The following is a 14,604-nucleotide window of genomic DNA, read 5'->3' on the forward strand; positions in this document are numbered from 1 at the left end:
ATTCAACTATCAAAAGTCTTTACTTTGCCATTAATATTAAATTCTAACTCACCACTAATTTTGTTTGGAAGATAATAATGGAGTGACTTTTGTTTCCGTTGTTTTTGTTGAACAATGCAGCCACGAACTTCAAATATATTATTTAGCTCAATATCTTCATAACCAGTGTTAAGACATCTAAGTATTTTTTTACCTTTCTCCTCAATATACTGACGGAAATATAAATCATCTTCGAAGTCCACTATTACAAAAGCATTATGATGTATTGGTATAGAAGGGTCAACAACGATAATACAATTCTCACTGAACTCAGGTGACATCATATCACCAATATTTTGAAGTGCATACGGTTCAGAATTTGTAGCACATGTGGCCTGATAAAGGGTTTTTGAATCTGCTAGTTCTGACATTTGGGGCAGTAGTAGGTGGCTCGTTGATTTTGTACAATTTTTTTAATTGTACCATTGCATCTATTACATGGCATACCTTTGCGGTCATAGACAGATAAGATTTGATAAAAATAACCAGCCTCACCATCCACATTAGAAAAGTCATTTAAGGTAGTGCCACCATTATTAATTGATTCTGATAATACTTCTTTGATACACTTAACAAGAATTTGGTAGCGCTTCTTTGAGGTTTTGCCAGCTTCTCTTTTAGGGGATATTCCAGCTAGAAATAAACTTTCTGACGCATAAATGTTTCCTACTCCAACTACTACATGACTATCCATAATAAATGTTTTTATGTTTTTTGTCTTTCCAATGGAAGAATTGAAGAGTGAATTTTCATTAAACTCATAACTTAATGGTTCTGGACCTAATTTTTTAAGAAGGGGGAGTTGTTCATCACTTTTTTGCCAAAGAATTGACCCAAAGCGGCGAGGGTCATGAAAGCGCATACTAGTCTTGTTGTCCAGTTTGAGTTCGAAATGGTGATGTTTCTTTAATGGTTCAATATTAGAGACAACACTTATGGATCCAGTCATACCCAGATGCATGACTAGTTGCCCATCACTAAAGTCAACTAGTAAGTACTTAGCACGCCTCGATATTTTTTGGATAGTTTGATTTTTTAAAGTATCTACTAGATGTTTAGGGATTTCCCAGCGAAGCTTTTTCTTATAGATATGAACAGAAGTAATTTTTCTGTTAACTATTAAAGGCTCAAGACCTCTTCTAGTTGTTTCAACCTCTGGAAGTTCTGGCATAGTTGTTATACCTGATCGTTGACCAATGCAATCTTTTTAGTTGCACTAAAGTCAGTTTTGCCACTACCAAGTTTTGGGATTTCATCAACATTCAAAAGATTAGCTGGATGAAAAAGTGGGTTTATTTTGGCATTCGTAAGTATTTTTTTAAGCTTAACTCTATCAAGATCTGTAGTAACAAGAAGTATGATTTTCTCACCTTTGCGTTGATCAGGTAAGCAAGTTGCTGCAATTTCTAAGTCTTTGTCATTACAAGCATCCAGTATCTCCTCTTCAACCGTTGTTAAGCTGATCATTTCGCCACCAATCTTTGCAAACCTTGAGTAGCGATCTACAATCGTTAAAAAACCATCTTCATCTAAATGACCCTTATCTCCAGTTCGATACCATCTAAAACCATCAATAAATTCAATCACTTCAGCGGTTTTTTCAGGCATTTTAAGATAGCCCTTCATAATTTGTGGACCACCTATTAAAATTAGACCATCTTCTCCAGTTGGAATAGGATTTAGGGAGTCTGGATCAACAATTCTAAACTCAGTACCACTAAATGCTCTTCCAACAGTTCCTGGCCTATTGCGCAACTTTTCTGGATTTGAATCTGTTGCAGCAATATCTGGTAAGTTGACTGATGCTCCAGGTGATGTTTCAGTTGTTCCATATCCTTCATAGACAGGAATATTAAACTTTAATGCAAAACCGTCTCTGACTTCAGATCTTAGTTTCTCTGCTCCAGCAACCACAAGCCTTAAGGTCTGCATTGAGTCAGGAGTAACTTTTTTACTAATGGTATACATTCTAAGGAAGGTGGGAGTCCCAACAAGGATAGTGCCAGAATATTTTTCAATTCCAGATGCTATTGTTGCCACATCTTTTGGATCTGCATGACACACTATTGGAATACCTTCAGAAAGAGGCATCAAGGTTGTAATTGCAAAGCCGAAGGCATGAAAAGTTGGAAGTGTAGACATTATGACGTCACTATTAACAGCTCCTAATTCAATCGCAGCTTGCTTAGCATTAGCAGCAATATTACTATGAGATAACTCGACCCCTTTAGGAGAGCCCTCACTGCCACTTGAAAATAAAATAGCCGCAGTATCACTCATCGAAACTTCTTTAAAGTAGCTTTTTCTTATAAGATCTGCAGGCATTAAAATCGCCTTTAATAGCGTTACTAATCTCTCTAATGTAGAAATTTCTTCTTTGATATCTTCCAACATAAGAAGTTTTGAGTTCTGGAAGAATGATTCTAGATTTATTCCTCTTTCGGACATCTTATCTAAAAACTTTCGAGATGTATAAATGTGTTTAACTTCTGCTTGCTTGGCTGCTGACTCTAATGCCTTTTTGCCAGCAGTAAAGTTCAGATTAACAATCGTCTTGCCTAGGGATAGTATTGCCATTGAGGCGATTGCTCCTCCACCGCTACTAGGAAGCAATAAACCTACATTTTGTTCGGGACTATAAGCTTCAATCTTTTTTGAAAATAAGAGAACCCCTGTAAGAAACCTCTTATGAGATATTTCTACACCCTCTATGTCTGCTACTGCAAAAGCAGTACTTGATTTTTTTGCATTTTTAAGCCAAGCAATATGAATAGGATCAAGAGTTAATGGATAATCTTGCCATTCTGTAAAAGAGGAGGGAGGGTTTGACATGAGACTTAACCTCCAAGCATGGCTTTTTTCATATTTTTTTGAATTGGATTATTAGAAAGAAAAATTCCAAAAAAAGCTTTCTTAAATTCAATTCCAGGGATTAGATCTATAGACTCAGAATTTTTTAGAACATGTGTTCCTGAATCTGGCAGATAAATAAATTCAAAAAAATCACCAGCTTTGACTTCGCTGCTAAGGCTAGAATTGAGTTGATTAATCTCTTTAGTAATTGAACTAGTATTATTTCCAGTGGATTTTTCTAGTCCTTCATTCAAGGCAATCTTCATAGCTTCAGGCGTTACTAAAGAAGATATCACATCCATTCGAATCGACATTGGCGCATCATCATTAATTATTTTTTCAGCATTATTGCTAGTTGATTCAAGATAAAGACTACCTTCGTATGCCTTCATGAAAAACCTTATACGAGTTCCGTGTCCGTTAAGAATCAGTTTAGTATTTTGATATTCCATCTCATTAGGAGGCTCAGCCGCATTAGATGGAGATAATGAAAATAAATTTAATAAGAGAATTAATGGTAGAAGTTTTTTTAAGTTAGAAAGCATGTCATTTTCCTAAAAGTTTTTTTAAGTATCAGATTAATCTTACTTTAAATAAAAATATAAATGATAAAAAAAACATTTAACTAATTTTGAACAATTTATAATATTACCTTTATGTTTAAAGGAATAACTATTATGAATCCATTAACTTCAGTTAAAGGCACTATTATTTCAGGCTTTGTTCTGGCAATTATTGTTGCATTATATTTATCACCAGAAAATTCTTATTTAATGACTCGCAATTTAAGTATATGGATGCATGTGCTTGCAGGAGTTACTTGGGTAGGCCTATTATATTATTTCAATTTTGTCCAAGTACCAGCAATGGCAGATGCTTTGGCCGATGAAGGTGGGCCAGGACCAGCTGCAATTGGTAAATATATTGCTCCTAAGGCTTTATTATGGTTTCGTATGGCAGCAGCAGTTACATGGTTAACTGGAGCATGGGCTCTTTCTATTTCACCACAATATGGATTTTTACAAACTTTTATTTTTCAGGCGCCTGCTGGACCAATGATGAGTTTAGGTGCTTGGATGGGAACAATTATGCTATTTAATGTATGGGTTCTCATATGGCCAAATCAGAAGAAAGTACTGGGAATGGTTGAAGCGAGTGCTGAAGAAATCGTCAGTGCTAAGTTTACAGCAGCGATGGCATCTCGAACTAATGTAGTTCTTTCTGTTCCAATGCTCCTTTGTATGATTGGAGCTGGACATGGTGGCTACTTATTCTGATTAATTTAACAATTATTAATTAAACCGGGCTAAGCCCGGTTTTTTTTTATTTGTGAGAAATTACAACAAGGGCACTAAAAATACTGATTATTTACTACTAAAAGTAATTTTAAAGCAATAAAAAACATAATTATTTCAAAAAATACACATAGCAAAACCCCTTAATAGCAATCATTAACAGCGAGTAAAGCTAAAATTGTTGAAAAAAAACAACTAAATGTATCATTTTTACAATTAATTGTTGACAAGATTACTAAAGGTAGTTATTATATGGGCATTGTTATTTGAAAAAATAGCAAAAGGGTGTTGGAATTCCAACAATTAAATATTCTAAATGGAGAATAAAATGAAAAAACTAATCGCACTATTTGCAACTACTGCAGTAGCTTCTGGCTCTGCTATGGGTGCAATCGCGTTAAGTGGATCGGCTTCAGTATCATATGATGATAATGGTTCGGCTGCATCTGCAACAACGTATGACGCTGACATGACAGTAACTGGTACTGCCGGCGCTACAACATTTACACAAGGGATGGATATTGATGCAGCAATTGGTGTAACTTCAACTACATTGGCTACTACTATTGGTCCTTTAACAGTATCTGCTGATATGTTTGATGAAGACGATTCAACTACCAATACTACAACTGGTGGTCGTAAGACTGACAGTGGTGACAACAGATCAGTAACTGTTAGCTTAGCTGCTCCTATTGGTGATGCTAACCTTGCATTAGATGATTCTGGTGATCTAACTGTTTCTGGTACTTGGTCAGGTGTTACTTTATCACACACAATGTCTGATGATGGTGATAGCACAACTGGTTCAGCTTCACTAGCTGGAATGGATGTTAGTGTAACTAATGATGATGGTTCTACTACATGGTCAATTGGAACAACTGTAGCAGGTACAGCGGTAACTATTAATAGTGATTCAGCTGCAACTGCAACGTTTGGTGTAACTGGTAACACTGTTGTAGTAAGCCACACTGCAGAGCGTGCTGCTAAAACTGCAACAAACACTACTACACACCACAACACTTCACAGAAAGATGCGTTTACTACTATGGCTGTATCACGTGACCTGACTTCAGGCGCTACGATTGCTGCAACGTACAACACGTTTGATGATTCACTTACACTTAAGGCTTCTGTTGCATTCTAAATTTGTTTAGAATTATCAGTTAACTTATTTATAAGTTAGTGTTAAAAACCCAGGGCTTGCCCTGGGTTTTTTTATGCCCAATAAAAAATAAAACTATTAAAAATGTTTAAAATATAAATATAAAATTATATAAAAAGCAAATGAAATATCTATTAAGTCAAAGAGCGCTGTTAAAAGTCTCAGGACCTGATGCTGAAATTTTTCTGCAAAACCAGCTTAGTAATGATATTACTAAGCTTAATAGCTATAAAATACAACTAAATGCATATTGTCAACACCAAGGCAAGATAATTGGATTATTTTGGTTGATGAGATATGAAGATTATTTTTTGATTTCATTTCCAAAAGATCTTCTTGAAAAAATAAAATCACGTTTACAAATGTTCGTGATTATGTCTGATGTTGCTATTGATGATGTTTCAGAAAGTTACAATCAGATTGGCTTAATAGATGAAAATCAATCAAATGCTTTTGGTATAAATGATAAATTATCAATCCTAATTGAAGCTCAAAATAATCAGTATGATTCAATAATAAATAATAATTCTCACTGGTCTAAAGCATGTATTGATTCTTTTTTGCCTGAAGTGGTATTGAGAACTAGTGAAAAATTTGTACCTCAGATGCTTAATTTGGATGTTAATGAAATTGGTGTGAACTTTTCTAAGGGTTGTTATCCTGGTCAAGAAGTTGTTGCGAGGCTTCATTATTTAGGATCTGCAAAAAGACGCTTGTTTTCTTTCAAATCTGATAATGAGATGCAAGTTGGTGACTCATTGTATTGTTCAACTTCAAAAGCTGCTTTGGCAAGAGGTAATCGTTATAAAGGTAGTGGTATTATTGTATCTACTGTAAAATACAATTCGTTATTTTATTGTTTAGCTACACTCGATGTGGACTTAATCAATGAGGAGATAACGCTTAATAACGAACATGGACTTAAACTAGAAAAAATCAATGATGAATAAAATATTACTAATCCTTATAGGCTTTATTCCAAGCTTAAGTATCGCAGCATCTACTTCTGAAAATCTCGATTTAACTAACCATATGGCTGGCTATATTGCACTAACACTCTTTGTATTGGCTTATATTTTTGTCATGCTAGAGGAGTTTACTCACCTAAGAAAGTCAAAGCCTGTAATCTTGGCGGCTGGCGTTATATGGGCAATTATAGGTTGGGTTTACGCCGTAAATGGTATTCCGCATGCTGCAGAGGTTGCAGTAAGACATAACTTTCTAGAGTTTGCTGAGCTATTCCTTTTTCTTCTGGTGGCAATGACTTATATCGAATCAATGAGGGAGCGTCTTGTATTCGATAAATTAAAAGTTTGGCTTATTTCTAAAAACTTTAGTTACAGGCAGCTTTTCTGGCTCACCGGTGTAATTGCATTCTTTATGTCACCAATTGCTGATAATTTGACTACTGCTCTTGTTATGGGTGCAGTTGTTTTAGCGGTTGGGGCTGGAAATGCCCGATTTATTTCAATTGGTTTCGTAAATATTGTTGTAGCAGCAAATGCAGGCGGTGCTTTTAGCCCATTTGGAGACATTACAACGCTTATGGTTTGGCAGAAAGGGCTTGTTGATTTTCAGCAGTTTTTCGTTTTATTTTTACCATCAGCGGTTAACTATCTCATCCCAGCAGGCATTATGCATTTTGCTATTAAAAATGAAAAGCCTAAGGCAATTGATGAGAAAGTTAATATCAAAACAGGTGGTATTTTAATTACTATCTTATTTCTATTGACAATTGCGACTGCAGTAAGTTTCCATAACTTCCTTCATTTACCACCAGCTATGGGTATGATGACTGGACTGGGCTATCTTATGGTTGTGAGTTACTTTATCAAACGTCAAAACCCTAATGAAGACAAATCCGAAAAGTTTGATATTTTTACAATGGTATCAAGGGCTGAATGGGATACACTTCTGTTTTTCTTTGGTGTTATTGTTAGTGTTGGTGGACTAGGCTTTATGGGTTATTTAGCCCTAGTCTCTGAAGCGATGTATGTTCAGCTAGGCGCTACTTACGCAAATGTACTAGTTGGAATCTTGTCGGCGATTGTGGACAATATCCCGGTCATGTTTGCTGTCTTAACGATGACCCCAGATATGTCCCTGGGTCAATGGTTATTGGTTACTTTGACAGCAGGAGTTGGCGGAAGTCTCCTATCAATTGGATCAGCAGCTGGCGTGGCCTTAATGGGACAGTCAAAAGGTTATTATACTTTTGTGTCACACTTAAAATGGATTTGGGCAATTGCCCTAGGCTATGCTGCGAGTATTTTGGTGCATTTGTGGATCAATTCAGCGCTTTTTGATGTCCCAATCTAATCTCTATATAGATATTGGAAACTCCGCTATTAAATGGCGTACGAGTGACTCAAAAGTTTTTTCAGAGGATATAGAAAATTTTTCAATAGCAGCTCTTGACCCGTCAAATGTTGCTTGGTTGAGTGCTGTCGCTCATTCAAACATTGTTCAGGAAATTTCTAATCATTTTGAGAAAATCAATATTATCAAACCTCACAAGAGATTTGGAAATCTTACACTCTCATATGATGATCCCTCAATGTTAGGTGCAGATCGTTTTTCAGCTATGTTAGGTGCAATAAATCATTTTCCTAATAAACCGCTTTTAGTAATCGATATTGGGAGCGCTATTACTTTTGATGTGATTAATAAGAATGGACTTCATCAGGGAGGTCTCATAATGCCAGGTATGAAAGCCCTTAGAGGCAGTTTTGAGAAGTTTAAAACGAGTGATTTAAGCATTAGTTTTAAAGGTTATGCAAATAATACTGATGATGCCTGGAAGCAGGGAACCTATGCAATGATGATTAGCGCTATTAATTATCAAATTGAAAGTTTTCAATCCAACTTTAATGATGGCGTTGTGACTGCTTGTGGAGGCTTGGCAAAAGAATTTAAAAAAGAACTTCCTAAATCTATAAAGCTCTTTGATAATTTGGTTTTAGATGGCTTAGAAAGCTATAGCCAATCTATGGGATAATTCAATTAAACATTTAATCCTTAAATAAATAAAATGAAAGATCATCGCGTACTATCAGGAATGCGTCCTACTGGCCAACTTCATCTTGGGCATTACCATGGTGTTCTTAAAAACTGGGCCAGACTTCAAAATGAATATGACTCTTATTATTTTGTAGCTGATTGGCATGCATTCACAACACACTATTCTGATAGGATTGACTTAGAAAAAAATGTCTCAGATATGGTTGTTGACTGGTTGGCAACTGGTCTCAATCCAAATACTGCGACTCTTTTTGTTCAGTCAAAAGTCCCTGAGCATGCAGAGCTTCATTTACTTCTATCTATGACAACTCCCCTTAGTTGGTTAGAGAGAGTGCCATCGTTTAAAGATCAACAAGAAAAATTAAAATCTAAGGACTTGTCAACGTATGGTTTTTTAGGGTATCCCCTTCTTCAAAGTGCCGACATATTGATATATAAGGCTGGCCTTGTTCCTGTAGGCGAAGATCAAGTTGCGCATGTTGAGTTCACTAGAGAAGTTGCCAGGCGCTTTAATTATGTCTATGGCAGACAATCTGATTTTGAAGAGAAGGCTGAATTAGCGATTGACAAAATGGGTAAGAAGCAATCTAAACTATATAGAGAACTAAGAAAATCCTATCAAGAGACGGGTGATGATGAATCACTGGTAAAGGCAAAAGCGCTTCTTGGAGAACAGCAAAACATTACCCTTGGTGACAGAGAAAGACTCCTAGGCTTTATTGAAGGCTTGGGAAAAATTATACTTACTGAACCGGAGGCTCTGCTCACAAAAGCTTCTAAAATGCCTGGTCTGGATGGTCAAAAAATGTCTAAGTCCTACAATAATATGATCTCACTAAGAGAGGATCCTGAAGCAGTTAAGCAAAAGGTCAATAAAATGCCAACTGATCCTTCCCGTATTAAGTTAACAGACGCTGGGGACCCAAATAAATGTCCCGTCTGGCAGATGCATCAAATATATTCCCCTGATGAGACACTTAGCTGGGTAAAGGATGGATGCACTAAAGCTAAAATAGGGTGCATTGAGTGTAAGAAGCCAATTGTAGACTCTATCAATTCAGAATTAGACCCCATTCAACAAGAAATAACCAAGTATGAGGCCAACCCTAACCTTATTCAAGAAATAATCTTTGAGGGCTCTGAAAGGGCAAGAATAGTGGCAAAAACTACTATGGAAGAAGTTCGAGATGCTATGGGCATAACCTACTAAATTAAGCTGTAAATTCATGTCTGAAAGATTACAAAAACTTATTGCAAATGCAGGGTATGGCTCAAGGCGCTGGGCAGAAAGATTAATTGAACAAGGTAGAGTTTCAATTAATAACCAAGAAGCTAAGCTTGGAGGTAAAGCTCTTGTAACTGATAAAGTTACCATTGATGGAAGGTTAATAGATCTTCAGCGTTATGCAGAGGAAGAAACAAAAGTGCTAATCCTAAATAAACAAGCAGGGGTTATATGCTCAAATAAAGATGAAGAAGGACGAAAAAGTGTTTTTGATTTTCTACCTGAGAATACGCGATGGGTCATGGTGGGTCGTTTGGATCTGAACACTTCAGGGCTACTTCTTTTCACCAATAATGGAGATTTAGCAAACAAATTAATGCATCCCAGCTCAGAAATAGATAGAGAGTATGCAGTTCGAGTTTTGGGTAAGGTAGAGAATGAGCACATCAAACAGCTCACATCTGGCATAGAGTTAGATGATGGCTTTGCAAAATTTCATAGAGTCACTCTTGGAGGAGGGGAGGGGGCTAATCGTTGGTACCATGTGGTTGTTAGAGAGGGCAGAAAAAGAGAAGTAAGGAGGCTATGGGAAGCCTTAGATTTTAAGGTTTCTCGACTTATTAGAACAAGATTTAGTGATATACGTTTGCCAGAAAATTTGCGTGCAAATCAATCAGAATATCTCAAACCGAAACAGGTGCAAGCGCTCCTCAAGTCAGTGAATTTATAGAGTTTAATCAGTGCCCTTTTAGAAGTTTTTAATTTACATTTGCAAGGGATTATCAATCTTGATAAACCTTATGTGTCAAGTATAATGGCGTTTTTAGATAGTAATAATATATCCTGGAATGTCTGACTACAAAAACACCTTAAACTTGCCTGCTACTGATTTTCCAATGAAGGCTAACCTGGCAAATCGAGAAGGGTCTTTTCTTAAAGATTGGCAAGACAAAGATATTCATCAACAAATTCGTCAAAAATTTAAAGGCAAGCCACTATTCGTTTTGCATGACGGCCCCCCTTATGCAAATGGCGATATACATATCGGACATGCTGTTAATAAAGTCCTTAAAGATGTTATTGTAAAAAGCAAAACCTTGTCGGGATATGATGCTCCTTATGTCCCTGGCTGGGATTGTCATGGTCTGCCAATTGAGCACATGGTTGAAAAAAAGAAAGGAAAAGTTGGAAATAAAATTTCTGCTGACGAGTTTCGAGCTGCTTGCAGAGAGTATGCAGATAAGCAAATTGAAAAACAAAAAGTTGATTTTAAGCGATTAGGAATTTTTGGAGATTGGGATAACCCTTACTTAACTAAAAATTTTAAATATGAAGCTGATATTGTTCGTGCACTTGGAAAAATTGTAAAAAATGGTCATCTAACTAAAGGCTTTAAGCCTGTGCATTGGTGCACAGAGTGCTCATCTGCTCTCGCTGAAGCTGAAGTTGAGTACAAAGACAAAGGTTCTGATACGGTTGATGTTGCCTTCAACGTCATTGGTGATTTTTTTGAGAATGATAAGCCTGTAGCACTTATTATTTGGACCACTACGCCTTGGACACTTCCGGCTAATGAAGCTGTTTCACTTCATCCCGATCTTGATTATGCTCTAGTCGATGTTGGTAAGTCCCTCTATATTTTGTCTGATGATTTACTTGAGTCTTCTCTTGAAAGATATGGAGTCAAAGACTTCAAAAAACTAAGTAAAACATATAAGGGCTCTGAACTTGAGGGGCTTATGCTTCAGCATCCATTTTATGACAAACAAGTCCCAGTTATTCTTGGAGAGCATGTGACCACTGAAACAGGGACTGGAGCTGTTCATACCGCGCCAGCTCATGGTCAGGATGACTATGTGGTTGGCTTGCAATACAACCTTCCTGTAGACTGTCCAGTAGATGGAAAGGGTGTATTTGTAGATTCTACAGAGGGCGTTGCAGGAGAATTTATTTTTAAGGCTAATGCAACGATTATAGGGCTAATTGAAAGCCATGGTACGTTGGTTAAACATGAGCCTATTACCCACTCCTATCCGCATTGCTGGAGACATAAAACACCAGTTATTTTTCGTGCAACACCTCAGTGGTTTGTCTCAATGACGAAAAAGAATCTAAGAGATAAGGTTAATGATGAAATACTGAATGTTAAGTGGATTCCAAATTGGGGGCAAAAACGTATTGAACTAATGGTTGGCAATCGCCCAGACTGGTGTATATCCCGTCAAAGATATTGGGGCTCTCCAATCACCTTATTTATTAATAAAAATACTGGAGAGTTGCATCCTGATACTGAAAAATTGTTTGAAGTTGTTGCTAAAAAAATTGAGCTTGATGGAATTGAGGCTTGGTTCAAACTTAAGGTAGAGGATGTTTTAGGCGCTGAAGCCAAAGATTACGAGAAAACGACTGACACTTTAGATGTTTGGTTTGATTCTGGTGTAAGTCATTATGCCGTTCTAAAGGCAAGCAGTTATTTAAGTGATGTGGCTGATATGTATCTTGAGGGATCGGATCAGCATCGAGGATGGTTCCAATCCTCTCTTTTAACCTCTTGTGCTATTAATGAAAGAGCACCATACAAGCAGGTTTTAACTCATGGCTTTACTGTGGATCAAAATGGACACAAGATGAGTAAATCTCTTGGCAATGTGATTCCCCCACAAAAGGTAGTCAACTCTTTAGGCGCAGATATATTAAGACTATGGATTGGAAGTACTGATTACTCTGGAGAGATGACTGTTTCTGATGAAATTCTAAATCGAAGTGCGGATAGCTATAGAAGAATTAGGAATACAATGCGCTTTATGCTTGCAAATATGCAGGGCTTTGATCCAAAGAATGATTTAGTTGATATGAATGACATGCTCGTTCTTGATCGGTGGATTGTCTCAAAAACGCATGATTTACAGCAACAAGTTATAAATGAGTTCGATAATTATAATTTTCATTTCGTTATGAAAGCTATCCTTAATTTTTGTACTAATGATTTAGGCGGTTTTTATTTGGATGTCATTAAAGATAGACAATATACTACTCAAACTGACTCTCTGGCGAGACGCTCTGCTCAAAGTGCACTTTTTCATATCTCTCATGCAATGGTTCGATGGTTATCACCCATCCTTTCATTTACCTCAGAGGAAATATGGCAATTTTTGCCTGGAGCTAGCAATGAAAGTGTTTTCCTTCAAACCTGGTATGAGGGTCTAGAGGGGAATTTCGATAATCCTGTGATTGAAACTTCCAGAGATATTAATTCGCATTTAAGAAAGGAGCTTGAAGAGATGAGGCGAAATAAGGTTATAGGATCCTCTCTTGATGCCGAAGTTGATATTTACTGTAAAGATGAAGATTATCAAAACTTGTTAGGTCTTAAGGATGAGTTAAGATTTATCTTTATCACCTCTGAAGCAAGGGTCAATGAATTATCGAGCAAACCATCAGACGCAAAAGAGATTAATAGCTCTATCGCAATTAAAGTTTACAAAAGTAAACATCAAAAGTGTGTTCGTTGTTGGCATCATCGCCCAGAAATTGGTAAAAACAAAATGCATAATGATTTATGTGACAGATGTGTTGAGAATGTCTCAGGTAAGGGTGAAAATAGGGTGTTTGCTTAATGACAGGTCATCCAAAAATTCTCAATGTTGAGCTTGGCTCAAAGTCATACCCCATATTTATTGGAAGCGAACTACTGTCTCAAAAATCTTTTATTACTGATCATATACATGGTCAACAGGTCATGATTGTGTCCAATACTACCGTGGCTCCTATCTATTTGGATCAAGTTGTCAGACAGTTAGATGGATACAATGTTGAGTTCATCATATTGCCAGATGGAGAGCAATACAAAACACTAGAAACCGTTAATACCATTTTTGATGCTCTTTTAAAGTCAAAGTTTGATAGAACGTCAACCCTTATTGCGCTTGGTGGAGGAGTGGTTGGTGATATTACTGGTTTTGCAGCAGCCTTATATCAAAGAGGGGTTAACTTTATTCAAATCCCTACGACATTATTGTCTCAGGTAGACTCTAGCGTTGGGGGAAAAACTGGTGTTAACCATGATCTAGGTAAAAATATGATAGGAGCTTTTTTTCAACCAAAAGCAGTCATTATTGATGTGAATACCTTAGATACCTTGAATGATCGAGAATTTTCTGCTGGGATGGCCGAAGTCATCAAGTATGGACTTCTTGGTAATGCTGTTTTTCTTTCAATGATTGAAGAGAATATTGAATTGATTATGAATAGAGACAAAGACTTAATAACAGATGTAATCTTTCACTCTTGTGAGGATAAAGCTCGAATTGTAGCCTTAGATGAATTTGAAAATGGAAAGAGGGCGTTATTGAATTTAGGTCATACCTTTGGACACGGTATTGAAAATACTTTTGGGTATGGAGTATATTTGCATGGTGAAGCTGTCTCTATTGGTATGCATATGGCTGCTATGCTCTCAATGCTTGAGGGAGATTTATCTAAAGAAGATATCAATCGAATTCAGAACTTACTTTCAAAAGCAAATCTGCCCACAAACATTAAAAAATCTATGGATAGTGAATCCTTAATTAAGGCAATGTCTTTGGATAAGAAATCCATTGATGGCAATATACGATTAGTTCTTCTTAAGAGTATTGGGGATTCGTTAATTACGGGTTCTTACTCAAAAGAAAATTTTAATACAGTTATTTCAAATTTTTGTCACTAAAGTAATTTAAATATGTCACTAGATAATAACAAAGTTAAAGAAATCGCTTTTTTAGCAAGATTGAGTATTGAAGACTCAGATTTAGAGCAAAGTACCAAAGAGCTTAATAATATTCTGGGTCTAATGGACCAACTTGGTGAGATAGATACTGGAGACGCAGAGCCCATGGCACATCCATTAGAGATGTCTCAACGCCTTAGGGAGGACAAAGTTACAGAGGATGATTTATCTGAAGAATTTCATGAGATTGCTCCCAAGACAGGAAATAATCATTTTTTGGTTCCAACTGTAATTGAATAAT

At 36.6% G+C, this 14,604-nt stretch carries 14 protein-coding genes; 10 read left to right on the plus strand and 4 right to left on the minus strand.

Annotation, left to right across the window (positions count from 1 at the left end; genetic code table 11):
- Positions 1–2: 2 nt before the first annotated feature.
- From AC5YGB_RS02595 to AC5YGB_RS02610, 4 genes are read right to left on the minus strand one after another with little or no spacing between them, the layout of a single operon-like run.
- Positions 3–410: a S24 family peptidase gene (locus AC5YGB_RS02595; protein WP_496137703.1), complete on the minus strand. Its 408-nt coding sequence runs from the start codon at positions 408–410 to the stop codon at positions 3–5.
- The gene (gene mutM / locus AC5YGB_RS02600; protein WP_496137704.1) at positions 398–1,210 is read right to left on the minus strand and encodes a bifunctional DNA-formamidopyrimidine glycosylase/DNA-(apurinic or apyrimidinic site) lyase; all 813 of its coding nucleotides are present in this window, start codon (positions 1,208–1,210) and stop codon (positions 398–400) included. Before mutM ends, AC5YGB_RS02595 begins: the two co-directional genes overlap by 13 nt.
- A 5-nt stretch (positions 1,211–1,215) precedes the next feature.
- Complete coding sequence (locus AC5YGB_RS02605) at positions 1,216–2,871, minus strand: AMP-binding protein (RefSeq protein WP_496137705.1); 1,656 nt, start codon at positions 2,869–2,871, stop codon at positions 1,216–1,218.
- Between the two features lie 5 nt (positions 2,872–2,876).
- A complete protein-coding gene (locus AC5YGB_RS02610; RefSeq protein ID WP_496137706.1) occupies positions 2,877–3,437 on the minus strand; it encodes a chalcone isomerase family protein in 561 nt (186 codons plus the stop codon).
- 132 nt (positions 3,438–3,569) lie between these two features.
- Between AC5YGB_RS02610 and AC5YGB_RS02615 the strand changes: the two genes are divergently transcribed.
- The 10 genes from AC5YGB_RS02615 (at position 3,570) to gatC (ending at position 14,603) form a co-directional block, all read left to right on the plus strand.
- Positions 3,570–4,169, plus strand: coding sequence for a urate hydroxylase PuuD (locus tag AC5YGB_RS02615; RefSeq protein ID WP_496137707.1), 600 nt, complete (start codon positions 3,570–3,572; stop codon positions 4,167–4,169).
- Positions 4,170–4,515: 346 nt separating this feature from the next.
- The gene (locus AC5YGB_RS02620; protein ID WP_496137708.1) at positions 4,516–5,331 is read left to right on the plus strand and encodes a hypothetical protein; all 816 of its coding nucleotides are present in this window, start codon (positions 4,516–4,518) and stop codon (positions 5,329–5,331) included.
- A 140-nt stretch (positions 5,332–5,471) separates the two neighbouring features.
- Positions 5,472–6,299 carry a CAF17-like 4Fe-4S cluster assembly/insertion protein YgfZ gene (gene ygfZ, locus AC5YGB_RS02625; RefSeq protein WP_496137709.1) on the plus strand — a complete coding sequence of 276 codons (828 nt, stop codon included), beginning with the start codon at positions 5,472–5,474 and terminating at the stop codon, positions 6,297–6,299.
- The gene (nhaD, locus tag AC5YGB_RS02630) at positions 6,292–7,668 is read left to right on the plus strand and encodes a sodium:proton antiporter NhaD (RefSeq protein ID WP_496138003.1); all 1,377 of its coding nucleotides are present in this window, start codon (positions 6,292–6,294) and stop codon (positions 7,666–7,668) included. Before ygfZ ends, nhaD begins: the two co-directional genes overlap by 8 nt.
- Complete coding sequence (locus tag AC5YGB_RS02635) at positions 7,655–8,347, plus strand: type III pantothenate kinase (RefSeq protein ID WP_496137710.1); 693 nt, start codon at positions 7,655–7,657, stop codon at positions 8,345–8,347. The genes nhaD and AC5YGB_RS02635 overlap by 14 nt, the downstream gene beginning before the upstream one ends.
- Positions 8,348–8,380: 33 nt before the next feature.
- Positions 8,381–9,580 carry a tryptophan--tRNA ligase gene (locus AC5YGB_RS02640; protein ID WP_496137711.1) on the plus strand — a complete coding sequence of 400 codons (1,200 nt, stop codon included), beginning with the start codon at positions 8,381–8,383 and terminating at the stop codon, positions 9,578–9,580.
- Positions 9,581–9,596: 16 nt separating this feature from the next.
- On the plus strand, positions 9,597–10,325 hold the full coding sequence (locus AC5YGB_RS02645) for a pseudouridine synthase (protein ID WP_496137712.1): 729 nt from the start codon (positions 9,597–9,599) through the stop codon (positions 10,323–10,325).
- Positions 10,326–10,443: 118 nt separating this feature from the next.
- Positions 10,444–13,212 carry an isoleucine--tRNA ligase gene (ileS, locus tag AC5YGB_RS02650; protein WP_496137713.1) on the plus strand — a complete coding sequence of 923 codons (2,769 nt, stop codon included), beginning with the start codon at positions 10,444–10,446 and terminating at the stop codon, positions 13,210–13,212.
- Positions 13,212–14,303 (plus strand): 3-dehydroquinate synthase, encoded by a 1,092-nt coding sequence (gene aroB / locus AC5YGB_RS02655; protein WP_496137714.1) that lies wholly within the window; start codon positions 13,212–13,214, stop codon positions 14,301–14,303. Before ileS ends, aroB begins: the two co-directional genes overlap by 1 nt.
- A 12-nt stretch (positions 14,304–14,315) precedes the next feature.
- Positions 14,316–14,603: an Asp-tRNA(Asn)/Glu-tRNA(Gln) amidotransferase subunit GatC gene (gene gatC / locus AC5YGB_RS02660; protein WP_496137715.1), complete on the plus strand. Its 288-nt coding sequence runs from the start codon at positions 14,316–14,318 to the stop codon at positions 14,601–14,603.
- Position 14,604: the final 1 nt, after the last annotated feature.

It is taken from the genome of Candidatus Pseudothioglobus sp. uisw_142 (assembly GCF_059512465.1).

Excerpts from the sequence above, each read along its gene's own strand:
- AC5YGB_RS02595 (WP_496137703.1), bottom strand. The coding sequence starts at position 410 with ATGTCAGAACTAGCAGATTCAAAAACCCTTTATCAGGCCACATGTGCT.
- ileS (WP_496137713.1), top strand. The coding sequence starts at position 10,444 with ATGTCTGACTACAAAAACACCTTAAACTTGCCTGCTACTGATTTTCCA.
- aroB (WP_496137714.1), top strand. The coding sequence starts at position 13,212 with ATGACAGGTCATCCAAAAATTCTCAATGTTGAGCTTGGCTCAAAGTCA.
- AC5YGB_RS02635 (WP_496137710.1), top strand. The coding sequence starts at position 7,655 with ATGTCCCAATCTAATCTCTATATAGATATTGGAAACTCCGCTATTAAA.
- AC5YGB_RS02610 (WP_496137706.1), bottom strand. The coding sequence starts at position 3,437 with ATGCTTTCTAACTTAAAAAAACTTCTACCATTAATTCTCTTATTAAAT.
- mutM (WP_496137704.1), bottom strand. The coding sequence starts at position 1,210 with ATGCCAGAACTTCCAGAGGTTGAAACAACTAGAAGAGGTCTTGAGCCT.
- AC5YGB_RS02605 (WP_496137705.1), bottom strand. The coding sequence starts at position 2,871 with ATGTCAAACCCTCCCTCCTCTTTTACAGAATGGCAAGATTATCCATTA.
- AC5YGB_RS02620 (WP_496137708.1), top strand. The coding sequence starts at position 4,516 with ATGAAAAAACTAATCGCACTATTTGCAACTACTGCAGTAGCTTCTGGC.
- AC5YGB_RS02640 (WP_496137711.1), top strand. The coding sequence starts at position 8,381 with ATGAAAGATCATCGCGTACTATCAGGAATGCGTCCTACTGGCCAACTT.
- nhaD (WP_496138003.1), top strand. The coding sequence starts at position 6,292 with ATGAATAAAATATTACTAATCCTTATAGGCTTTATTCCAAGCTTAAGT.
- AC5YGB_RS02645 (WP_496137712.1), top strand. The coding sequence starts at position 9,597 with ATGTCTGAAAGATTACAAAAACTTATTGCAAATGCAGGGTATGGCTCA.
- AC5YGB_RS02615 (WP_496137707.1), top strand. The coding sequence starts at position 3,570 with ATGAATCCATTAACTTCAGTTAAAGGCACTATTATTTCAGGCTTTGTT.
- ygfZ (WP_496137709.1), top strand. The coding sequence starts at position 5,472 with ATGAAATATCTATTAAGTCAAAGAGCGCTGTTAAAAGTCTCAGGACCT.
- gatC (WP_496137715.1), top strand. The coding sequence starts at position 14,316 with ATGTCACTAGATAATAACAAAGTTAAAGAAATCGCTTTTTTAGCAAGA.